Origin of the sequence: Lysobacter antibioticus, from assembly GCF_001442535.1 — a bacterium.
Taxonomy (GTDB): domain Bacteria; phylum Pseudomonadota; class Gammaproteobacteria; order Xanthomonadales; family Xanthomonadaceae; genus Lysobacter; species Lysobacter antibioticus.
Map to the genome: position 1 here is coordinate 5314049 of NZ_CP013141.1, position 23150 is coordinate 5337198.

Below are 23150 nucleotides of genomic sequence, written 5' to 3' on the forward strand. Positions count from 1 at the left end.
GCAGCCGGCGGTGCGCCTGCGCGTCGCCGACGGCGCCGTAGCCGGCTTCGACGACGCCATCCTCGGCGCGCAATCGCAGGACGTCGCCAACCAAGTCGGCGACTTCGTCCTGCGCCGGGCCGACGGCTACTGGGCCTACCAACTCGCGGTCGTGGTCGACGACGCCGCGCAAGCCATCAGCGACGTCGTGCGCGGCGCCGACCTGCTCGACTCGACGCCGCGCCAGATCCTGCTGCAGGCCGCGCTCGGCTTGCCGACGCCGCGCTATGCGCATTTGCCGCTGCTGCTCGATGCGCAGGGCCGCAAACTGTCCAAGTCCGATGCCGCCCAGCCGGTCGATGCGGCCGATCCCCTACCCGCGCTGCGGGCCGCCTGGCGCAGCCTCGGCCAGGAACCGCAGGCCCTGGACGCGGTAGCGACTGTCACGGAACTGCTCGAACGCGCACAGGTTTCGTTTAGTCCGGCACAGATTCCGAAATGTGCTAACGCTCTCGCCGCGATGCACAACGATCCTTTGACGAATGCTGTCTAGAATCGGTCCGAGACCGCGCGGTCGCGGTCAAGGAGAGTACAGATGCAGTCACGCGTTGCACTCGTCACCGGCGGTACCGGTGGCATCGGCACCTCGATCGTCCAACGCCTCGCCAAGATGGGCCACAAGGTAGCGACCAACTATCGAGACGAAGCCAAGGGCCGCGCCTGGCAGGCGCAGATGAAGGAACTCGGCATCGACGTGGCGATCGCCAGCGGCGATGTCTCATCGCCGGAACAGGCCGAAGCCCTGATCCGCGGCGTCGAGTCCCAGCTCGGCCCGGTCGACATCCTGGTCAACAACGCCGGCATCACCCGCGACTCCACCTTCCACCGCATGACCTCGCAACAGTGGAGCGAGGTCATCGCCACCAACCTCAACTCCTGCTTCAACGTCACCCGTCCGGTGATCGAAGGCATGCGCGAGCGCAAGTGGGGGCGGATCGTGCAGATCAGCTCGATCAACGGCCAGAAGGGCCAGTACGGCCAGGCCAACTACGCCGCGGCCAAGGCCGGCATGCACGGCTTCACCATTTCGCTGGCGCAGGAAAACGCGAAGTTCGGCATCACCGTCAACACGGTCTCGCCGGGCTACATCGGCACCGACATGGTCATGGCCGTGCCCGAGGACGTGCGCAACAAGATCGTCGCCCAGATCCCGACCGGCCGCCTCGGCACGCCGGACGAGATCGCCTACGCAGTCGGTTTCTTCATCCCCGACGAAGCCAGCTGGATCACCGGCGCCAACCTGTCCGCCAACGGCGGCCAGTACATGGGTTGGTAAAAGCCGGGTTGGATTAGGACCTGCGCCGCGCCGGAGACCTGTTCAGGGTCTCCGGTTCCGGCATTAGACCCGGCCGGCCTTCCCGCTTCGACGCAACACCGCCGCGGCCGCGCCGCGCAATCGTCCTGCCCGCCACCCTCCGCAGGCCCGCAACGGGTCCTGCGCGGCATCGTCCGGCCCGCCGAAACGCTACGCAGGCAAGCGCCACGACGGGCGGCGCAGCCCGGAGCGCCGTACCTGTTGCAAGCCCTTGCGCCCTGAGCCATGCTGCAAGGCACCACGTTTTAGAGCCAAAGCTCCATGGCCTCGACCCGAATTATCAAGAAGTATCCGAACCGTCGTCTTTACGACACGGAGATCTCCAGCTACATCACCATCGAAGACGTACGGCAGTTGATCGTCGATGGCGAAGAATTCGAAGTCCGCGATGCGCGCTCCGGCGACGACCTGACCCGCCAGGTCCTGCTGCAGATCATTTCCGAACACGAGCAAGACGGCGAGCCGGTGCTCTCCACCCAGTTGCTGAGCCAGATCATCCGTTTCTACGGCGACTCGCTGCAGGGCTTCATGGGCAACTACCTGGAACGCTCGATGCAGGTGTTCCTAGATCAGCAGCAACAGTTCCGCAACCAGATGGGCGGCATGCTCGGGCAGACGCCCTGGGCGATGATGAACCAGCTCACCGAGCGCAATCTGACCTTGTGGAAAGAGTTCCAGCAGAACCTGTCCGGCAACGTAGGCCAGCCCACGACGCCGAAGCAGAAGACCGACAAGCGCGAGCGTTGAGCCGCGCTTTTTTGTTGCGCGCCGCTTGACCGACTGCGGTCGTGGCGCGTGTTTTCCTGTCGGGCCGTCGGGGGACGGCCCGGGCGCGTGCATGCACCGCGCCTTACGCATGAGATAGAAACTCAATGAACAAACGCATCGCCGTCGTCAGTGGCGGCATCGGCGGTCTCGGCACCGAGATCTGCCTGTCGCTGGCCCGTGCCGGCCGCCGCGTCGTCGCCCTCGACCTGGGCTCGCGCGAGGAACGCATCGCCGAATTCGCCGGCCTTACCCGCGAGTTCGACATCCGCTTCGAAGCGGCCAACGTGGCCGACTACGACGACTGCGGCGCGGCGATCGAACGCATCGTCGGCGACGACGGCGGCATCGACATCCTGGTCAACGCCGCCGGCATCACCCGCGACGGCAGCCTGCGCAAGATGGACAAGCGCGCCTGGGACGACGTGCTCGGGGTCAACCTCGACGGCGTGTTCAACCTGTGCCGCCACGCCGTCGACGGCATGACCGAACGCGGCTTCGGCCGCATCGTCAACATCAGCTCGGTCAACGGCCAGACCGGCCAGTTCGGCCAGACCAACTACTCGGCGGCGAAGGCCGGCATGCACGGCTTCACCATGGCGCTGGCGCGCGAAGTGGCGCGTAAGGGCGTGACCGTCAACTCGGTATCGCCGGGTTACTGCGAGACCGCGATGGTCATGGCCGTGCCTGAAGACATCCGCAGCCGCATCGTCGACAGCGTCCCGGTCGGGCGCCTCGGCAAACCCAGCGAAATCGCCCGCACCGTCGAATTCCTGACCGCCGACGACGCCGGCTTCATCACCGGCGCCAACATTCCGGTCAACGGCGGCTTGTTCATGAGTTTCTGAGGGGTTGGGAATCGGGAATCGGGAATCGGGAATCGGGAATCGGGAATCGGGAATCGGGAATCGGGAATCGGGAATCGGGAATCGGGAATCGGGAATCGGGAATCGGGAATCGGGAATCGGGAAAGGCTGAAGACCTGAGACTATCGCCGCAACAAAAAAAACCGCCTCTCGGCGGTTTTTTGTTGGTGGCAGCAATCGACAGCGTCTTTGCCTTTGCCTTTGCCGTTCCCCCCTGTGGTGAGGGGGTTAGGGGGATTTGCTCTCAGCGCGCTGCCAACGGCCGACTCGCGCAATTGGCCTGATAGAACTGCAGCGCCTTCGGCATCAACGCCTGCAAGGTCTGGATGCGGTTGGCCGGATCCGGATGGGTCGAGGCGAACTCCGCCGGACGCTGACCGCCGCCGAGCTCCGACATGCGCTCCCACAGCGGTATCGCCTGGCGCGGGTCGTAGCAGGCCGCCGCCGCCAACATTAAGCCGACCTGGTCGGCCTGGGTTTCGTGATTGCGCCCGTACGGCAGCACCAGCCCGTACTGCGCGCCGGCCCCGAGCGCGGCCATCACCATCTGCTGCTGTTGCGGGTCCATGCCGCCGACCGCCATGCCCGCGGCGATCTGGCCCATCTGCACCAGCTTCTGCTGGGCCATGCGCTGCGAACCGTGGCGCAACAGCGCATGGGCGATCTCGTGCCCCATCACCACCGCCAAGGCGTCGTTGTTCTGGGTCACCGGGAACAAGCCGGTGTAGACCGCCATCTTGCCGCCGGGCAAGCAGAAAGCGTTGGCCTCCTGCGAGTTGATCACCGCCACGTTCCATTGGAAGTTGCGGTAGTCGGTCGGCGCGGCCTGGCCGTTGCTCGCCGCCAAGGACTCGGTCACCTGCGGCACCTTGCTGATCAGGCGCTGGGCGATCTCGCGCACACCCTGGCTCTGCGGCGCGTTGTCCGGCAGCAGCGCGCGCTGCGCATTGGCGTCGCCGAGCACCTGCTGGAACGCCTGCGCACCGAGCTGTATTTCTTCGTCGGCGGTGGTGCCGTAGTGGGCCTTTTCGCCGGTGTAGGGGTCGGTCTGGGCGCTGCCGAACCACGACCACGCCGCGTAGATCGCGAACAGCACCAGGATCCACCAACGGAACCCGCCGAAGCCGCGCCGCCCTTGCCCGCGACTCGCGCCACCCATGGGATCGATCCTCATTTCCACACTCCCCACTACACGGGCCCAGGCCCGATCCGTTGATTGCCGGCCGCGGCCGAAGCCGCGACCACCGTACCCGCCTGCCTCCTGCGAGCGGCGCGATTCCATCATGAACCCTGTCGAGGGTCCGCGCCCACCCAACTCAAACCCATCAACTCAAACCGATCGATCTCAAATTTCCCGCACGATCCGGAACCCGAGCCGCCCGTTGGTGGTGTCCGCGCTGGTGCCCTGCCGCCACGCCGCGCGCGATTGCGCCGGCGAGCTCGACCAGGAACCGCCGCGCAGCACCCGCGTGCGGCAGCCCGGATTGAACCAGGCCGCGCCGTCGCGCGGGGCACGGCGGTAGTTGTCGTGCCAGCAATCGGCCACCCACTCGCTGACATTGCCGGCCATGTCGTGAAGACCGAATGCATTGGGCGCATAGCTGCCGACCGGCATCGGCCCCCAGGCGCCGTCGCCGAAGCCCTGAAAGGCGTTGCGCCAATGGCGCCGGCTCGGCGAGGCATCGAGGCTGCCGGTGAGGTTGCCGACCCGCGCCGGCGGCGAGCCGTCGCCCCAGGGATAGGCGCCCTGGCTGCCGGCGCGCAGCGCGTACTCGAACTCGGCCTCGCTCGGCAGCCGGTAACGCTGGCCGGTGATCGCCGACAGCCACTCGACGTAGGCCACCGCGTCCTTGGCGCTGACATGCACCACCGGCAGGTTGTCGGCGGCCGGGTTGCCGGCGTAATCGGAGCGCCAGTCGACCCCGCCGCGCCGCACCAGGTTGCCGCTGCGCTCGTCGTAGGCGGTGGAATAACCGCGGCGCGCCGCGCGGGCACGGTGCTTGGTCGAATTCATGAAGCGGCGGAACTCGCCGACGGTGATCTCGTAGCGCGACATCGCCACGCCGCGCTCGAAGCGGATGTTGCGGGTCGGCCGCTCGGCGTCGGTCGAGCCCGCCTCGCTGGGCTCGGCGCCCATGCGGAACGCGCCGTGCGGGATCACCACCATCGCCGGCCCGCGCCCGCCCAGGTTCATCGCATCGGTGAACACCTGGCCGGGGCGGAACAAGCCGTAATGGGTCGCCAGCTCGATGCGCTCGCGCAGTTCGGCCGCAGCCGGGTCGCCGGCCGGCGCGATCCGCAGCAAGGTCGCCAGATGCCCGCGGGCGACGTCGATGCCGCCGAACTTCGGCAGCGCGGCGATGCCCTGGTCGCGCAGGCCGCCGATCCGCGCCCGCCGCTGCGCCGCGATGCGGCCCTGAGCGCTGGATGCGGTGTCGAACTTCGGCCGCACCTGCGCCGCCGCGGCGAGCCAACGCTCGGCGCCGGCGTAATCGTCGCGGTCGGCGGCGAGTTCGGCACGCCGGATCAACGCACTTTCGGCCGCGGCGATGCCCTGCGAGGCGCGCGCATCGTTCGGGCGCAGCTCCAACGCCTCGCGGAACCGCGCCAGCGCCCCGCCCTTGCCGTTCTCGCCGACCCGGCCGGCGTTCAAGTCTTCCTCGCCGAGGCGGTTGGCCTCCTGGGCCTGGTCGGCGCGGTCGACCCGCTCCAGATAGGCCACCACCTTGCGGTGCTCGGGCGCGGCCACCCGCGCCACCGCCGCCGCCTCGTGGGCGCCGCGCAGGGACAGGGGCTCGTCGTCGATGCCTTTCAGTGCGGTATCGCCTTCGACCAGCAACAGCGCCACGGCCTTGTCGAGGCCCTTGGCGAAACGCCGGTCGTCCGGCGCGTAAGCGCGCAGCGCCAGATAGATCGGGATCGCCGAATCGGCATCGGCATGCAGCCGGCCGGCGGCCAGCGCCGCTTCGCCGCGCTTGTTCAAGTCGTCCAGGTTCTCGGCGGTGACCGCGATGGCCGGCGCCCGCCACGGCGGCACCGGCGACACCGCCTGGTCGGCGCTGATCGTCACGATCGGCGCGCGCGCGCCGCCATCCTGCGACGACGCCTTACCGCCCCGATCGGTGCACCCGACCAGCAGCCCTATCGCGGCGATGCCTGACCACATCAATGCGCGCAACCTGCAACCTCTCCGGAACCGTCTTGGCGATCGATGGGACGCAGCATATCGCTTCGACCGCGGCGCCATGTTCAGGCAATGTGGTGCGCACCGGGTCCGAACGAGGCGGCGCACGCGATTACAGCCACAGGCGGCTCTGCGCGTGCCGGTTGGCCTGGCCTGCCGCCTTGCGCACCCTGGCCGGGCCAGGCCGCCGCGACCCGTCGCCGCGAAAAGTAGGCTATTGTCGCCCGCCCCGGCAACCTCGACGCCGGCCACGCAAAAGAACCGAAACATGCCCGTCTGGATCACCACCCCCGCCGCGCTGCAAGCGCATTTCGAGGTCAAGCCCGAACGCATCGGGCTGGACACCGAATTCATCCGCGAACGCACCTACTGGCCGCAGCTGGCGCTGGTGCAGATCGCGATAGAAAGCGCCGACGCCGACGAACCGACGATCCTGTTGGTCGACCCCTTGCGCCCCGGCATCGCCGAAGCGCTGGCGCCGATCCTCGCTGACGAGAGCATCCTCAAGATCGTGCACAGCCCGAGCGAGGACCTGGTCGCCTTCAAGCACGCCTGCGGCGTGGTGCCCAAGCCGCTGTTCGACACCCAGCAGGCCGCGGCCCTGGCCGGCATCGGCAGCGGCCTGGGCTATCAGAAGCTGGTCGAACAATTGACCGGCGTGGCCCTCGCCAAGGGCGAGACCCGCTCGGACTGGATGCGCCGCCCGCTCTCGCCCTCGCAGCTCGAATACGCCGCCGACGACGTGCGCCACCTGTTCGCCATGCAAGACGCCCTCGACGGCCTGCTCGCCCCGCTCGGCCGCCGCGCCTGGCTCGACGAAGACGCCGCCCGCACCGTCTTCAACGCCGAAAACGAAGCCCCGGAACGCTGGCCGCATCTGTCGATGCGCAGCGCCCAATTCCTCGACGTCCCCGCGCAACGCCGCCTGGTGCGCCTGCTGCGCTGGCGCGACGCCTATGCGCGCGACAGCGACCGCCCGCGCAGCTGGATCCTCGACAACGAACTCGCCGTCTCGATCGCGCGCCAAGTCCCGGCCGACCGCGACGCCCTGCAGCGCCAGCTCGACGCCCACCCCAAGGCCCCGCGCAAACTCGGCGATGCCATCTGGACCGCGCTGAGCACCGAACTGGCCGACGAAGACCAGACCCCCGACGCCGGCGTCGCCGAAACCCGCGACAAACAGCGCCTGCGCCAGCTGCAGGAAGCCGTGGCCACCCGCAGCGCCGCCCTCGGCCTGCCCGACGGCGTGCTCGCCTCGCGCCGCTGGCTCGAAGCCCTGCTCGACCACGGCGACTGGCCCGACGCCCTGTCCGGCTGGCGCCGCGCCGCGCTCGAACCCGACCTCGCCCCCTTGCTGGCCCAGCAGAGCTGAGCCCGAGGAACTGAACTCAAGGACTAGCGCCCCCCAGCCCGGCCCGCTACACTCGATCCCCGAAGTGGGGCGGTAGCTCAGCTGGGAGAGCGTCGCGTTCGCAATGCGAAGGTCGGGAGTTCGATCCTCCTCCGCTCCACCAATCCAGAACCCTCGAAAGCCCTTGGTTTTCGAGGGTTTTTTATGCCTGAATCACAATGGCCTTATAGGCACTCGAGCAACTGGCATACGTTGCGGGCTTGTCCGCGTAGACCGCGGGGAACCGGTCGGGCTACTAGCCTGTGATGGCACACAAGAGCATTACTGGACTTGTTGAACAATCGATTGAAGGTTCTCCAATTCCTCAGTTAGCGCACGCCTGTCCAACATTGAATTGTTGGGATGCAGCAGTTGACGCAAGCGCCCCGTTTGAGCCATCAACTTGCCCTTGGGCGTTTGCATGTTGCTGCCTATCTGGGCCACTGCTTCCTGCAAGGCCACGTGCTGTCGTTCGCTCGCTCCGGCTAAGTTCATGGCGTAGCGCCGGCCGCTAACCCGGGCCAAGTCTCGGATCTGGTCGAGTTCAACTACCTTCTCCAGCACCAAAGCCAAATCCGATCTGGCTGGGAAGCTTCGCCAACCGGATGTGGGTGTCCAGAGCAAGCAGCCGTCATCCGGGATGAACCCCTCGAACGGCTGCGTGTACTGGGGTGCCTTGCCCAGTTGACGCGCAAAACGGACATCCACGGTCCCATTGGTCACGTCACAAGCCATCACCGATAAGCGAAGAGGCCCAGCGCCAAAGGGATACATATTGTCCGGCCCGCCGAAGGACACCGTTTTCCCTGGCATCACCGCAAACGATGCGACTTCCAGAGTCGTGAGCGGCCCGTCGAGCGGGGTGCGATTAACCACCAACCAACCATTGGCCGAGGCTGGTAATCCGCCATCCCATCTGGATTTCGGAGACCGATATTCGACCAAGTACCGATCCCCGTCATCCACAAAACAGCACACGGGCAACCCACCGTCCTCTCGCGGTGCACCATCGAGTGCGCGAATGCGCGCTGTGCTGCCGGTCAATCCAGTGGTGAATCCCGTTACTTCGACTCCATGTTTGGCCAGATCCAACCACCCCGTCGCCAGCAGCGTCGGGACACACATTCCGGGACCGCAATCGGCGTGGCCGATATCAGCCCCGTCGTGTGGCGACACCAGACTCATATCACGGAACGAATGCTTGCTCCCCTCCCTCCCCATGATGCAGAACAGCGCGTCATAGATTTTTGGACCATCAGGAGCGTCCAAAAAAGTATCTCCCGCGCCGTATACATGAGTCAGCTCATGAGCCAGCAAGGCCGGATCGAAATCCAACGCCCCGATCCTGATTTCATTGTTCTCACTCACGCCACTGGTAGAAACACCGTCATCAATGATGTAGATAAATCTGTCGTAGCCGGACAGATCAGCTTGCAAGACGCTTATGACCTCCTGATTCACTGTGTAGCTAACGTTCCCTCCCAATGCCATCCATTGCTGCCGGGTCATCGATAAAGCCAACCAATCAAATACCTTGAAATCCGGACTCTTACGACCGCCGGATTGTTCTTCGATATAGCGCTTGACCGAGGCGCACGCCCGTTCGATCCAAGCCCGAGTCAAGGTCGTAGCGCGTGGGTTGTCCGAAACAGAAACGGGAAAAACAGCAAGTTTCATGGCGGCATCCATCCTGTGAAGGGTATTTAGCTAACGCATAGTCCCCGTTAACTCGGACAGCCGCTCCAACGGGGTCCGCCATCGGTCAGCTATCGCTCTTCAGAATTCACCATCACTTCTTGCTTGGCCGTCGCGGTTCCGATTGCAAAGTTGAAACGATCTCTTTGATACCGATAGACAGAAGCCACCCCACCATTTCTCCCTGAGCAGCGCGACTGCTGACACCGGAATTCTCAGCCGTTCTTCGCGTCGCAACGGACTAAGCGACAAAATCATTCGGTACCTGACCGTAGGCTGCCTATACGTAGCCGTAGTCGAAAAGTTCGAGATCGTTCCAAAATCCGGGGCAAGCCAGAAAGAAGCCTGTTCTGGCAGACCGACACCCCACCGCCTCACCCAAAATTTCGTCTCGGGCAGCCATGTTGGCCGGTTCAGCCGGGCATACGCGTTGGCTGCATCGGGATCACAGGGGATGGCCAAATGAAACGCCCGATACCGCATCTTTCCGCTTGCTTCATCGCGGTGGCACTTGCGATGACCTCGGGCTGCGCTTCGCTGCCCTCTCAGCCAGTGGCAGAGTCGACTAGCGAAGTAGGTACCGCAAGAAAAGCCACAGCGGAAATTGAAAGCCGCTTTGCGTCCGTTGCGTCGCAAGGAACGGGCACGATCAAACCGAAGCGGCGTACGAACATCTCATTCGGCATGTTCGATGCGTCTTCGCTGCCGCCGAAACGAGTCGATCAGCTTCGCATTCATTTTCTTCCGGTCGGTACCGGGTCGTGCCAGATAGTGGAGTGTCCTGGGAGTGGAGCCCTACCGCTCTTGATCGACTGCGGGTCCAAGGGCAGCGCCCATTACGACGTGGAAACGACTCGCGAATACCTGCAAGGAATCATTGGCGACGGCAAAGTCCACGTCGTCGTTAGCCATCCAGACGATGATCATGTGAATTGGATTCATAAAGTCATTACCCCAGAACAAGTGAGGTCACTCTGGGTGGGTGACGATTACGTCAACTACAAGGAACCATTCCTCGCATGGGTAACCGACATAATGGACATGCCGGCGGGCGACCGAGGCACGGTGTACGACACTCTTGGGGTCAACTGGAGCAATAATGGAGAGGCTGTCGCCGATCTAGCCTGCGGCGTCGCGGACACGTACGTCCTCGGCGTGAACAATGGAACAACATCCAACGCCAAGAGCCTGATGCTCGCCATCCAGTTCGGCGCCTTCAGTGCCACCTTTACCGGTGACGCAACCGGCGCAAGCGAAGCAGCAGCGATCACCAACTACCCGGATGCACTGGAATCTACCGTCTTGGCCGCCTCTCATCACGGAGCGGAAACGGAAAATAGCAATAGTCAGGAGTGGGCCGATGCCACCCGCCCTGCTTATGTTGTCTATTCGGCGGGCTCGCATGCCAATTTTCGCCATCCTCGTTGCTCAGCGGTGGCTACCTATCGAGGGGCCGGCGAATTGCGACAAGTCGGACAACACCAGCTCCAATGCGGCGAAGCCAACGGCTGGAAACAAATGAAGACATCGCTTTCCGAGTACAGCACGAATTCCAGCGGACTCATCGTCATTACAGCGGGGAAAAGCTCCTCGAACGTCTCGATTTATTGCGGCAAGGGCAACTGCGAGTAGAAAATATAGAGCCAGCGGGCCAGTGTGGAGTCATCTCCAATAACGCGAGAAGCTACGTCAGGGTGAGTGGACAGAACGGCTGCTCGCCCCTGCCACGACCGTCGTGCGTCCGCAACAGTGTCGACCTGGCCCCAGACAGGCCGACCATCAGGCCTAGATTGCCGTTATCGTGGCTCCAGCCAGAACGATAGTGATGCATGTCGGCAATCGACTCAGGTTGCGGCAGATCAAAGGCAAACCCCAGCTTGCCCGCGACCTTGGCCAAAGCCAGCCCAACACCAACGGTGCCATGACACAGCGAATCGTCCTCCAACCGCCCAAACCACTCGACGCTACGCGCGAACGCAGCACGCAGATGCTCACGCTGCCAGTCTTCGAGATCGTCCCAAGCCTCAGCCCGAGCGAGCAAAAACCCCGCAGCGCCGTTGCACCAACCCAGCGAGTACTGCGGTTCGTCCATGCGGGTGTCGGGCCATAGGCCGATTTCGGGATTAAACAGCCGATCTTCGCGTCGTAATGCGCTCAAGGCGAGTTCGTGCATGTTCGCGTCGCCGAGTGCACGCGCGAGGTGGATCAGGGCGAAGGCGATGCCGCTGCCGCCGTGGGCGAAGCCGGTGACGCAGCGGTCTACGCCGTGCAGCCACCACTCGGGGCCGTCGGCGGTGTCGCGGGCGGCGGTGGTCAGGCGATCGGCGAGTCGTCGGGCGATGTCGAGCAGGCGTGGGTCTGGGTGTTGGCGATGCAGGGCCAGGGCGACCAGGGCAATGCCGGCGGCGCCGTCGATGATGTCTTGGCGCTCGGGGTCCCACTGCGATTCGCGGGCAAGGAAGGTTTCGAGCGCCAGCGAGGCGAGTTCGCGGTCGCCGCGGTCGCCGGCGACTTCGCTCAGGACGAGGATCAGCCCTTCCATGCCGGAGTAGGCGCCGCTGCCGAGCATGGGGCTGCGTTCGACCAGGATGCGGCGGCCGGTGGCGATTAGGCGTTCGGTCAGGGCTTGCTCCTCGGCGTCGGCGCCGTGCGCGCAGCGGCGCGACAGGAACAGCAGCAGGCCGGCCAGGCCGGTGTAGAGGTCGGGGCCCATCGGCATGATCGCGAACTCGCCGCCGGGCGTGCCGGCCGGCGGGCTGTAGGTCCACAGCACGCTGCCGTCGCCCTCGCCCGGCACCGCGCGCTCTGCGAGTACGGCAGCCGCGGCGGTGGCGATGTCGGTCTGTTCCAGGCGGGGTGCGCCTTCGCAACCCAGGGCGGTGGCGACATAGCTCAGTTGCCGCGCTATCCAGCGCTCATCGGCGAAATGCGCGAGGCGTTCGCGTACTTGTTCCAGCGCCGAACGCTCGAAGAAGCCTTCGACCTTGCCGCAGGGACTGAGCAGGTCGCGGCTGTCGAGTTGGGCTTCGAAGTACGGGATGTCGAACTGCAGCATCTGTTCGCGTTCGCTGGCGTAGAGATGGCGCAGGAAGGGCTTGCTGGCTTCTTCGCGGCGCAGCTTGAGCAACAAGGCATCGGTCTTGACCGGGTCGGCCAGCGCCGGGTGGGTGGTCTCGGCCAGGAACAGGCCGTACAGATAGGTGTGGCGCAGGATCTGCCGCGATCGCAACGCCGCGTTGTCGCGCAGCAGGGCTTCGATGCCGTCGGCATGCGAGACCAGGGCCGCGGCAGCGCGGCGATAGCCTGCACTGAAGCCGTCGAAATGCGCGGCGAATGCGGCCGGCTCGCCGTCGACCCTCGGCACCGGGCTGTCGATCTGGATCGCTTCCTGCACCCGCGACAGGCGCATGGTCGCGGTCTTCGCGTCGACCGCGACCTCGCGCGACACCGGAGCGGCGACCTTGTCGCCTTGTGCGGCGCCGGAGAACACACCCTCGCGGGTGCGCCGCAACGACACGACACCGACCGACAGTACCGACTCGCCGAGGCGGCGGTCGAGTTCGCGCTCGGCATCGAGCAAGGGCACGCCAGAAGGCGGTTCCCGGTCGATGCGCGCGGTGTTGGTGAACAAGGCTTCGACGTCGACGAAGAACGGCTGCCCCTGCGCATCGGTGACGATGTTCTCGAAGTGCAGGTCGGAGCCGCACAGCGCATGCGCGACCGCGGTGCAGACGCCGAGCGAACCATAGAAACGCTCGGCCGCCGCCCTACCCTGGGCGCCACCGCCGCGGATGCCGAGTTGCCAGCCGTAGTGACCTCGGTCGATCGAAGCGAGCACGGCCATGTCTGCATCGACCAGGCGTTGCAGCCGCGCAAACAACAGGTCCAATCCCAGGCCGCGTGGTTTGTAGTACAGGTCGACGCGTTCGAAGCGATAACGGATCGTGGCGCGTGCGCCACGGTGCGGATCGCCCTGGCCGAATTCGACCCGCAGGGGCGCGTCGCCGGCGTGCACCCCGAAGGCCGCCAAAGCGGAAAGATCGTCGGTCAAATGAACCAAGTGTTCGCCCAAGAACTCGATAAAGCCGGCGCAGAACCACTGCGCGCGCTGGTACAGAAAGCCGTAGCGCTCGCGCAGTTCGCGCGCAGCGTCGCCGCCGGCGATGGACTGGACGAAGGCGACGAACACCGGGTCGCCGACCGCGGTCGGCGCGGTCTGTGCGGTGTCGCGCTTCGGCGAAGCCGCGGCGTAGCGGTTGAGTTCGTACACGAACACTTTCTGGAACATCCAGCACAGCCGCTGCATCAGGTAGTCGCCGGCGCCGTCGGCGATCGGCGCGTGGAATGCCGGCGGCAGGCGGCTCGCGGCGACACAGGCGGCGACTTCGCCGCGCAGGGCCTCGGCTTCGGCGCGGCAGATCGCGGCGATGTAGTAACGGTCGAAATCCAGGCTGCTCATGTCATCGGGCTTCCGTCGTAGTGGCGTTCAGCGCCGTCTCGTAGTGGGCGAAGGTCCAGGGCTCGTCCAGCGCGACGCGGTCGATGACCACGGTCGGCACCGAGGAAATGCCGTGGACGATGGCGCGGTAGCGTTGCTGCTCGACCCGGCGCGCGGTCTCGGGCCGTTGCATGCAGGCGTTGAGCTCGACGGCCTCGCGCCCCGCGGGCGCGAGGCGCTGCGCCAGCTCGACACCACTGATCCCAACCAGATCTTGGCCATAGACGCGGTCGTACAAGACCCTTGTGTCGCTGCCGGGGCGTTGTTGCAAACAGGTCACCGCATGCGCGAGTTCGGTCGAGCCTTCGCGGATCGGAAACGCCAGCACGCGGATCTTCGCGCCGCCGTTGTCGACGAAGCGCGCCATCAGCCGCGGCAGCATCTCGGCATGGAAGCGCTTGCATGCGGGGCAACCGTAATCGGTGACCAGGACGATCTCGTGCGGCGCATCGCCGCGGCCGAGCATCGGCAGGTCGTCGACCTGCATCCCCTGCAAGGGCTCGGACCGGCCCGCGGCCATCAGCACGAAACCCAGCGATACCGCGAGCAGCGCCACCAGGGCCGATGCCCCTATCCAAACCCACGGTCCTTTCATGTATCCACCTCAGTGATGATGCAAACCGGCCACAGGGTCCAGGCGCGCCGCGCGCGCCGCCGGCCACACCCCGGTCAACAGCCCAACCAGCAGCGCGGTGACGACCCCGAACAGGCAACCCGACCAGGACACGGTCGGTTCGCCGAAATAGCTGGAACCCGAGGTGATCGCCAGCGCCGCGACGGCGCCCAGGGCCACGCCGAGCACGCCGCCGAAGCCGGTCAGCACGACCGCCTCCAACAGGAATTCCAGGAAGACGTTGGCGCGCGAGGCGCCGATGGCGCGCTTGATCGCGATCTCGCGGCGGCGCGCGTTGACCCCGGACACCATGACGTTGCCGATGCCGAGCGCCGCGACCGCGAACACCACGGCCATCAACAGGAACAAGCCGGCGCGCACGCTGGCCAGGGTGTCGTCGAGATAGCCGCGCAGGCGCTGCGCGGTGACGACGATGAAGTCGTCCTCGCCGCCGGCGACGTGGCGCTGCTTGCGCAACTGCGCCGACAGACGCCGGCCGATCGCCTCGATGTCGTCGGCATCGGAGAAGCCGGCGTGGATCTCCAGATCGCTTTGGTTGCCGTCGACATCCATCGCCCGCACCAGGCCGATCGGCGAGATCACCAGCCGCTCGGCATCGAAACCCAGCGCGCTGCCCGCGCCCTTGACCACGCCGACCGCGCGACAGGAGCGCCCGGCGAGGCTGAGGTCGTGGCCGAGCACCGCGGCGGCGCCGCCCAGTTGCTCGGCCAGGCTGCGGCCGAGCAGGCATTGGCGGCCGCGGCCGCGCCAGTCCTGTCGCGACGGCCAAGCCCCGACGACGAGCTCGACTTCGCCGAGCCGGAAGTAGTCGAGCGTGGTGCCGTAGATCGCGGCCGTGCTCTTGCGCGCGCCCAGCGCGACCGGGTTGTTGAACGCCCCGTAGCGCAGCAGCGGCGCCACCGGCCGTTGCGCGAACGCCGTGGCGACCACGCGCAGGTCGCGCTCGGACAAACGATTGGCGCGGCCGAGCACCAAGGATTCGTAAGACGGGTCGGAGCGCACGATCAGCACCTGTCGCCCTATCGACTCGAACGAACGCACCAGGGTGCGCGACAGGCCTTCCGACAACGAGGCCACCGAGACGATGCCGGCCACGCCCAGGGCCACACTGAGCATCGCCACCGCGGTGCGCACCGGAAAGCTGCGCAGCTGGCGCAAGGCAGCCTGGAAGGCTTCGCCGAGCACGAACCACGCGCCCGGTGCGGCTTCCACGGTCGATGCGGCCCGCTCCGCCGCGGGCACCGAACTCACTTCAGCGGAGCGCGTGGTCGCGTTCATTCCGCGCGCAACACCCGCTTGGGGTCTTTGCGTGCGGCTTGCCACGCCGGCGCCAGCGAAAACACCAGCACCAGCGCGGTGGTCGCCAGCGCGACCAGAGCACAGGCCTGCCCGCTCAACACCGGCGCCGAGTCCAAGCGCAACACGCCCTGGAGCAAGCCGGCGGCGACACGCCCCAGCACCAGCCCCAACGGAATCGACACCAGGCACAGCAGCAAGGCCTCGCACAGGAACAGCGCGGCGATGTCGGCGCGGGTCGCGCCGATCGCGCGGCGCAGGCCGATCTCGCCGGAACGTTCGTCGGCGCTGAGGAACATCATGTTCATCACGCCCAGGGCCGCGACCAGCGACGCCAGCAGCGAGATCCACGCCACCGTGCGGCCTTGGCTCTCGGTCGCCGCGCGCGCGCCCTGCAGCAGCGCCTGCTTGGCCTCGATGCGGAAATCGTCGGCATCGAAGCGGCCGCCGTATTTGCGCAGCAGCAAGGCTTGCAGCTTCGCCTTCAGCGCCTCGATGTCGACGCCGGGCGCGGCCTTGACCACCAGACGCCCGCCGTCGTCGCCGGGCCGGACCAGAGCGCCGGCGCCGGCCAAGGGCAGGAACACCGCGTCGTCGTTGGAAACGAACTTGCCCGGCTCGTCGGTCGCCGCGAGCACGCCGCCCACCGCATACCACTGCCCGCCGACGCGCAGGAACTTGCCCAGCGGCGCTTGCCCGGGGAACAGCCGGGCGGCGATGCGCGCACCCAGTACGCAGTGCTTCGCCGAGGCGCCGCGCCCACTCAGCGCTTGGCCCTGCCCGACCACGACTCGATCGATGGCGAAATAATCCTCGCTCACTGCCAACACCTGCGCGACCTGGCGCGTGCCCGCGCCTTCCAGCAACGTAGCCGCGCCCGACAACTCCTGCACCAGCGCCGCGCGCGCGATCCATTGAGGCATCCGCTGCAAGTCGTCGAGATCGCCGCGGCCAGGGACGAAGCCGCCGCTGGCGGTGGACTGGCCGCGGATCACCAGGGTGTCGTCGCCCAGGCTTTCGAAGCGGCGCCCAAGCACCTGCGCCATGCCGTCGGCGATGCTGACCACGGTCGAATAGGCCATTACCGCCAGCACGATGGCGCTGGCGCACAACACGGTCTGGCGCGGGCTGCGCGCCAGCGAGCGTGCGGCGTCCCACAGGTTGGCCAGCCAGCGGCGCATGCCGGTCGCGCTCAGGCGGCCGCGGACGCGGCAGCGTCGATCACTTGCCCGTCGCAGACCCGGATCGTGCGTTGGCAGCGTTCGGCCACTTGCGGCGCATGCGTCACCACGATCAGGGTGCGGCCCCTGGCATGGATGCGCGCGAACACGTCCAGCACTTCGTCGGAAGTCTTCGAGTCGAGGTTCCCGGTCGGCTCGTCGGCCAGGATGATCTCGGGTTCGCCGACGATGGCGCGGGCGATCGCGACCCGCTGGCGCTCGCCGCCGGATAATTCGTCGGGACGGTGCGCACCGCGATGGGCCATGCCGACTTCTTCCAGCGCGGCCAGGGCGCGGCGGCCCGCGGCGGCGCGCGCTTCGCCGCGATAACGCAGCGGCAGCATCACGTTCTCCAGCGCCGAGCAGTTGCCGAGCAGATGAAAGCTCTGGAACACGAAGCCGATGGTGCGGTTGCGAAAACCCGACAAGGCCGCATCGTCCTGGCGCTGCACCGGCGCACCGTGGATGCGGATCTCGCCGGCGTCGGGGGTGTCGAGAAAGCCGATGATGTTCAGCAAGGTCGACTTGCCCGAGCCCGAGGCGCCCATCACCGCGACGTATTCGTGCTGGGCCACGTGCAGGTCGACCCCGCGCAGCACCGGCACTTCGGTCGTGCCGAGGCGATAGCTTTTGCGGATGCCGCTGAGCTCAACCGCGTTCATACGAAATCACCCGCACCCGAGTGCCCGGCTTCAAGGACGGTTGGCCGCTCGCCGGCACCACCACCAGGTCGTCGGCATCGAGCCCGCCGCGGATTTCCTGATGGGTCTCGTTGACGTCGCCCAGACGCACCCGACGCAGGCTGGCGACGCCGTCGCGTACCACCAGCACCGCGCCGACGGCCCCCTGCCCCGGCTGCGTGCCGAGTTCGGCGGGATCGTCGCGCAAGGCCGCAATCGGCACGGTCAATACCGGCGCGGCCTTGCGGCTCGGAAACTCGACCCGACAGGTCATGCCGGTGCGCAGGCTGGCGCGGCGGGTGTTGCGGATCTCGATCAGCACTTCGTAGTTCGCCGCACCCGCGGCCGGCGCACCGCTGCTGGTGGCCGAACGCGCCGGCGCCATCGACACCGAACGCACCGTGCCGGGCAAAGGCGTCTCGTCGAAGGCCGGCACCACCACGTTAGCGGCGGCGCCGGGGCGGATCTTCCAGACGTCGTACTCGCCGAGTTTGGCGGTGGCCACCAGCACACGGGTGTCGGCGATGCGCGCCACGGTCGAGCCGCTGAAGCTCAAGGCGCTCGGCACCGCGGTCTCGCCGGCGGAAACGTCAATCGACAACACGGTGCCGTCGATCGGCGAGCGCAGGATGGATTTGTGCAGGCTGTCCTGGACCTCGTCGACCAGGGCACGCTGGTTCTGGATGCGCGCATGGCCTTCGCGATAGGCCGCATCGGCTTGCCGGTACGCGGCCTCGGCCTCGTCCAGGCCTTCCTCGCTGACCAGTTGCTGCTTGCGCAACTCGGTGAACCGACGCAGCTTGGCCGCGGCCAGTTCGCGGCTCGCGCGCTTGACCTCGAGCGACGCCATCTCGCCGTCGCGCCCGGCCTCGCGCTGGGCCAACTGCGCCTGATACTGCTGCGAGCGCAGCTTCATCAACGGCTGCCCGCGCTTGACCTCGTCGCCCTGGCGCACGTAGATCTCCTCGACCGCGCCGAGCACTTCCGAGGTCATCGCCAGTTCGTTGCGATACGACAAGGTGCCGTCGGCGAAGATCGTCGTCGGCAAGGTGTCCAGCGTCGGCTTCACCACCGCCACCGGCGCCACCGAGGCGATCGTGTTGCGCACCATCAGCAGGCCGACCACCAACACCCCCAGCGATACCGCGCCGACGGCAAACGCGAGCCGGCGCGGGCGCCGCTCACGCATAGACGGGACGTTCATGACGCGGTCCTCCTTGCGCGATCCGGCCCAGGTCGTGGACGCGATCGCCCGGCTGGATCCATTGGGTGCGGTGGGTGACGATGATCTTCATGCCCGGCCACTGGCGCAAATGGCGCAGGATCGAGCCTTCGGTGGCGGCGTCGATGTCGCTGGTGAACTCATCCAGCAGCATGATCGGCGCATGGCTGTACAGCAGGCGCGCCAGGGCGATGCGCTGACACTGGCCGGACGACAGGCTTTGCCCCACCGCGACCACCGGCGTGCGATAAGCCAACGGCCAGGCGACGATCTCGTCGTGGATGCAGGCGGCGCGCGCGCAGCGCTCGATGCGCTCGACATCGGCCTGCGGATCGAACATGGCGATGTTTTCGGCGACGGTGCCGGCGAATAAAGCCGGATGCTGGTTGAGATAGGCCACCGAGGCCGCGGCGGCCCCCGTTCCGCCGCCGCGCTCGCCGTTTACGCGCACCTGGATGCTGCCGGCATCGGGCAACAACAGGCCGCCGATCAGCTTCAGCAAGGTGCTCTTGCCGCAACCCGAGGGCCCGACGATGACGTTGAGGCCGCGGTCGTCGAAGTTCGCCGACACGTCCTCCAGCACCGGCGTGCCGGTGCCGAGATAGGAAAAGCCGACGCCGCTGACCGCGACCTGGCTCGGCCCCGCCCACGGCGGCGCCTGCGCGTCGGCGGCCGGCGCAGCCTCGTCCAGGCTCATCAGGCCCTGGATCGACTCGATGCGGTCGGCATTAATGCGCACCACCACCAGTTGCATGAAGAACATCTGGATCGCGCGCACCGACGGCCCGGTCCAGCCCAACAAGAAATAGCAATAGAACGCGGTCTGGTCGGACAGGTCGATGGTCGGGAACGCCACGAACAGCAGCAACAAGGCCGCGATCGGCACGACCTTGTCCTGATAGGCATACAAGGCCTCGAACACCGCATTGAGCTTGCCTCGCGCCTCCAGCCACTTCTGATGCTCGCCGAAGCGATCCATCAGGCGGTCGGCGAACACCTGCTCCTTGCGGTTGACCTTGACGTCGACCGCCATGGTCAGGGTTTCGGCCAGGGTGCTGTAGTAGCCCGAATAGGCCAGCACTTCGCCGCCGGTCAGGCGCAACAGGCGCTTCCAGCACAGGATCAATACCGCCGTCGACAGCAGGGTCAGGGCGAGGAACAACAAGGCCACCGGCGCGCTCTGGAAGGCCAACACCGCCAGGGTCGCTATCAGCACGCCGGAATCGAGGATCAGCCCGGTGATGCGCGCCGACAGGAAATCGCGCACGCCCGACACCGAATTGACCCGCGCGATCAGATCGCCGGCCGGCAACAGCGAGAAGATCCGCAGCGGCAGCTTCAGCAGGCGGTCGACGAAACGAGTGATCAGCGATCTATCCAAACGCAACTGGATCAGCAGCGACACCCGCGCGCGCATCCAGTGCGCGACCACGAAGGCCAGCGACAGCACCAACAGGCCCACGCCGAGACCGGTGGCGCTACCGCTGCCACCGTAGGCCAGGAAGGTCACCGCCCGGCTCAGCAGCCAGGGGAAGGAAATGGTGGTGGCGACGGTCAGCGTGATTACGCTGAGCAGGAACAGCCACAGCGACCAGTTCTCGCCGAGGAATTCCTTGAACAACTGCCCCAGCGGCGATATCGAGACCTGCGAGCGCGCGGTTTCGTCGCGTTCTGCGCAGATGAATACGCCGCTCCAGATCGCCTCGAATTCGGCGTGGGCCATGCGGCTTTCGCCACTGGCCGGGTCCAGCACCGCCACGGTCTTGTCGTCGACCGCGCCGACCACGACGAAATGCTCGTGGCGCAAATGCACGATCGCCGGCAAGGCCGCGTGCCGCAGCGCCTGCACCGTGCCGTCGGTAGCCCGCAGCGCCTTGGGTTTGACCCCGCACATGCGCAACACGTCGAGCATTTCCTTGGCCGACATGCCGCGCTGGCTGACCGGGTAACGCGCCGCCAGCGCCAGCATCGGCATGCGCAAGCCTAGGCCCGACAGCAGCATCGAGATGCAGGCGTGGCCGCAATCGGCGGCCGAGGTCTGGCTGACGAACTTGGTTTTCGTGCTACCGCGCCGCGATGGCTTGTTCACGCGCTGTCCGTCCAGGCAAGACGCCCCGAGATTGAGAGGCAGCGGACCTTGGAAACGAATCCCGGCAACGCGCGGACAAGCGTCGGCAGCACGCGTCCACCGGCATACGCGACGCGCGTGATCGCGCCCCGTCCGACGATGCGCGCACAGCCCGACGCACGATGCCCGAAGCACCGCTACAGGATTCGCTGTAAGGGCCGTACTTGAAAGGAGCCGCCCGCTACCGCCAGGCGGCTCCGGTTAACGGATCAGCAGTGGCCGACACATACCGAGTGGCCGTTGGAACAGCCGCACTCGCCTGTGAACGAACAAAGCCAACCGCAACCGCATACCACGGGTTTTCCACCGAACAAAGCTTCGAGATTGTCGTCCGAGAGTTCCTCGGCGAACGGCACGGCAGTCGTACTTGGATCCTGGACGAGATCGTGTTGCTGCAACATGGGGAAGTCCTCAGATTTGACCACCAGCGATGCGCTGTGTGGGTCGATGCCCCCTGACTTTCGACGTTGCACTTGTTATCACGATGCATCGTGCGGTTCCGTGGTCCTCGTCAAAAATCGTTTCGTATCGAAGCGCGCGTGTTCGCTTCTGCTTGTACTCGAAGCATTTGGCTCTTTTTCGCATTGCGAAAACGACGAAACGATTCGCCGAATCGTGAACTCGACACGATTGTGCGCAGAGCCTGCAATCGATCGGACTCGATCGTCAGCGATCATTGCAAAGATGGCCATTCAACGCCGATGCGCGCGCACGTCGTTCCATCTATCGCTGAATACCCCTGCGTCCGGTCACGAGGCAAGCGCATTGCGATGCAAACGCTGTCGGCGCGGAACCGACGGCGGCGCGCACGTCAAGCGCGGTCCAGCGCCGACGCTCGTCGACGCCGCCCGGTCAGCCGACGTTGCTGAAGATGCCGCTCACCGGCGCGATGTTGCCGGCATACGGCACCTCGATACCGGCGGCCTTGCCGACCGTCGCCCAGATCCGCTGCATGTCGACGAAGCGCTTGCCGATCACCGGATTGCCGGTGTGATGGTCGCGGTCGGCCTGTCCGGTGATCTTCAGATAGCGGCCCTGGCCGTCGCCGCTCTTGAGCAGACCCGATGCCCCGCCCAGCATCACCAGAGGCATGTCGATCATGTGCTCCGGCGCGCCGTCGGCCATCTCGCTGGTGAAGACGACCAAGGTATGTTGCAACAGGTTATCGCTCGGCACGTCCGGGTCGGCGTGTTTGGCCAACTCGTCGAGGAACAGTTTGACCTGGCGCGTATACCACTGCCGGGTGCCCTTCCACGGCCCCTCGCCGGTGTAGCGATGGGCGCAATCGTGCGGATTCATGTCGTTGGTGACGTCCAGGATGTTCAGCGACTCGGCGGAACGGCCGACTTGAATCGTCGCCACCCGCACCACACCGCACGCCAGCGCGGTCGCGACGACCTGATGATGAGCGGCCTGGACCTGATTGCGGAACTCGGCCGAATTGATCGGGTTGTGCTCCGGCCGCTGCGGATCGCATTCCAGCGGCGGCCGGGTGTCTTCGAGATCCTTGACCACTTTGTTGACCGCGTCGAGGTGGGTCGCGAGCTTCTCGCGCTGCGAACCGGCCAGTCGCGCATTCAAGTCCTGGATATCGGCGAACACCGGAGCGAACACGTCCTTGCTGCGGACCTGCTGGCCCCGGCCGGATCTCGCCGCCGACCGGAAGATGCTTTCGAACAGCAGCCCGGGATCGTTTTGCGGAATCCGCATGCGGTTGTCGATCCACGAGACGTCCCAATGCGTGCCGTCGATGCCGGCGTGCGGGCCGGCGAATACCGCGCCGAGCGACGGATCGGTGCCGGGCATCGCCGCGGCGAGCAGGTTGTCGATCGAGGTTTTGCTCTCGGCTGAGTCGCGCAGGACCCACTTCCAACCGCTGTGGCCGACGTTCGCCGGCCCGAGGATGGTGCCGCGCAGGTACAACGATTGATGGCGGTACGCCTCCAGTTCGCGGCTGACCTCGCCGAGGGTGAAGTCGCCGGTATCGTCGCCCTGCGCGTCCGGATGCCACAGACCGCGACCGTCGCCGAATGCGCCGCCGGTGAACGAATCCACCGCCAGGCCGTCGGGCGTGACGAAGAACACCACCTTCAGGTGCGGCGCTTGGGTCTCGCCGCTCACGGCCATGCGCGCCAGGCCATACAGGCTCAACGGCGCGAGCACGCCGGCGGCGGTCAGGCCGGCAAGAAAACGACGGCGATTCTTCAGAATGTCCATG

The 23150-nt window shown here is 66.3% G+C and carries 16 protein-coding genes, 1 tRNA gene and 1 pseudogene; 7 read left to right on the top strand and 11 right to left on the bottom strand.

Annotation, left to right across the window (positions count from 1 at the left end):
* Window positions 1-7 precede the first annotated feature (7 nt).
* The 4 genes and pseudogenes from GLA29479_RS21420 to phbB (GLA29479_RS21435) form a co-directional block, all read left to right on the top strand.
* Window positions 8-532: pseudogene (locus GLA29479_RS21420) on the top strand (glutamate--tRNA ligase family protein); the annotation flags it as partial.
* A 42-nt stretch (window positions 533-574) separates the two neighbouring features.
* On the top strand, window positions 575-1315 hold the full coding sequence (phbB, locus tag GLA29479_RS21425) for an acetoacetyl-CoA reductase (RefSeq protein WP_057918483.1): 741 nt from the start codon (window positions 575-577) through the stop codon (window positions 1313-1315).
* A 300-nt stretch (window positions 1316-1615) separates the two neighbouring features.
* Entirely contained in the window at window positions 1616-2101 is a 486-nt protein-coding gene (gene phaR / locus GLA29479_RS21430; RefSeq protein WP_036147922.1) for a polyhydroxyalkanoate synthesis repressor PhaR, read from the top strand.
* Between the two features lie 125 nt (window positions 2102-2226).
* A complete protein-coding gene (gene phbB / locus GLA29479_RS21435) occupies window positions 2227-2967 on the top strand; it encodes an acetoacetyl-CoA reductase (protein WP_057918484.1) in 741 nt (246 codons plus the stop codon).
* A gap of 262 nt (window positions 2968-3229) precedes the next feature.
* Here phbB (GLA29479_RS21435) and GLA29479_RS21440 read toward each other — a convergent pair whose 3' ends face one another.
* Window positions 3230-4159, bottom strand: a complete 930-nt coding sequence (locus GLA29479_RS21440) for a M48 family metallopeptidase (RefSeq protein ID WP_057972803.1) — start codon at window positions 4157-4159, stop codon at window positions 3230-3232.
* Between the two features lie 171 nt (window positions 4160-4330).
* Window positions 4331-6055 carry a formylglycine-generating enzyme family protein gene (locus tag GLA29479_RS21445; protein ID WP_248842773.1) on the bottom strand — a complete coding sequence of 575 codons (1725 nt, stop codon included), beginning with the start codon at window positions 6053-6055 and terminating at the stop codon, window positions 4331-4333.
* Between the two features lie 382 nt (window positions 6056-6437).
* On the opposite strand from GLA29479_RS21445, the gene rnd reads away from it, so the two are divergent.
* Both rnd and GLA29479_RS21455 read left to right on the top strand, forming a co-directional pair.
* Window positions 6438-7541, top strand: coding sequence for a ribonuclease D (rnd, locus tag GLA29479_RS21450; protein WP_057972804.1), 1104 nt, complete (start codon window positions 6438-6440; stop codon window positions 7539-7541).
* Window positions 7542-7607: 66 nt separating this feature from the next.
* Window positions 7608-7683 (top strand) — tRNA-Ala (locus GLA29479_RS21455).
* Window positions 7684-7841: 158 nt separating this feature from the next.
* Here the strand turns inward: GLA29479_RS21455 and GLA29479_RS21460 are convergent.
* The gene (locus tag GLA29479_RS21460; protein WP_144436677.1) at window positions 7842-9236 is read right to left on the bottom strand and encodes a hypothetical protein; all 1395 of its coding nucleotides are present in this window, start codon (window positions 9234-9236) and stop codon (window positions 7842-7844) included.
* A 480-nt stretch (window positions 9237-9716) separates the two neighbouring features.
* On the opposite strand from GLA29479_RS21460, the gene GLA29479_RS24900 reads away from it, so the two are divergent.
* Window positions 9717-10886, top strand: a complete 1170-nt coding sequence (locus GLA29479_RS24900) for a ComEC/Rec2 family competence protein (protein WP_144436678.1) — start codon at window positions 9717-9719, stop codon at window positions 10884-10886.
* 52 nt (window positions 10887-10938) lie between these two features.
* On the opposite strand, the gene GLA29479_RS21465 is transcribed toward GLA29479_RS24900, so the two are convergent.
* The 8 genes from GLA29479_RS21465 to GLA29479_RS21500 all read right to left on the bottom strand — a co-directional run bounded on the left by GLA29479_RS21465 (window position 10939) and on the right by GLA29479_RS21500 (window position 23149).
* Entirely contained in the window at window positions 10939-13713 is a 2775-nt protein-coding gene (locus GLA29479_RS21465) for a type 2 lanthipeptide synthetase LanM family protein (protein ID WP_057972806.1), read from the bottom strand.
* Between the two features lies 1 nt (window position 13714).
* The gene (locus tag GLA29479_RS21470) at window positions 13715-14347 is read right to left on the bottom strand and encodes a DsbA family protein (protein ID WP_082638890.1); all 633 of its coding nucleotides are present in this window, start codon (window positions 14345-14347) and stop codon (window positions 13715-13717) included.
* Between the two features lie 9 nt (window positions 14348-14356).
* Window positions 14357-15664: an ABC transporter permease gene (locus GLA29479_RS21475; RefSeq protein WP_082638891.1), complete on the bottom strand. Its 1308-nt coding sequence runs from the start codon at window positions 15662-15664 to the stop codon at window positions 14357-14359.
* A complete protein-coding gene (locus GLA29479_RS21480; RefSeq protein WP_057918491.1) occupies window positions 15661-16863 on the bottom strand; it encodes an ABC transporter permease in 1203 nt (400 codons plus the stop codon). The genes GLA29479_RS21475 and GLA29479_RS21480 overlap by 4 nt, the downstream gene beginning before the upstream one ends.
* 11 nt (window positions 16864-16874) lie before the next feature.
* Window positions 16875-17564, bottom strand: coding sequence for an ABC transporter ATP-binding protein (locus GLA29479_RS21485; RefSeq protein ID WP_057918492.1), 690 nt, complete (start codon window positions 17562-17564; stop codon window positions 16875-16877).
* Window positions 17551-18786 (bottom strand): efflux RND transporter periplasmic adaptor subunit, encoded by a 1236-nt coding sequence (locus tag GLA29479_RS21490; protein ID WP_082638892.1) that lies wholly within the window; start codon window positions 18784-18786, stop codon window positions 17551-17553. The genes GLA29479_RS21485 and GLA29479_RS21490 overlap by 14 nt, the downstream gene beginning before the upstream one ends.
* Window positions 18764-20893, bottom strand: coding sequence for a peptidase domain-containing ABC transporter (locus GLA29479_RS21495; protein ID WP_057918494.1), 2130 nt, complete (start codon window positions 20891-20893; stop codon window positions 18764-18766). The genes GLA29479_RS21490 and GLA29479_RS21495 overlap by 23 nt, the downstream gene beginning before the upstream one ends.
* Window positions 20894-21784: 891 nt before the next feature.
* On the bottom strand, window positions 21785-23149 hold the full coding sequence (locus GLA29479_RS21500; RefSeq protein ID WP_057918495.1) for a DUF1552 domain-containing protein: 1365 nt from the start codon (window positions 23147-23149) through the stop codon (window positions 21785-21787).
* Between the last annotated feature and the right edge of the window lies 1 nt (window position 23150).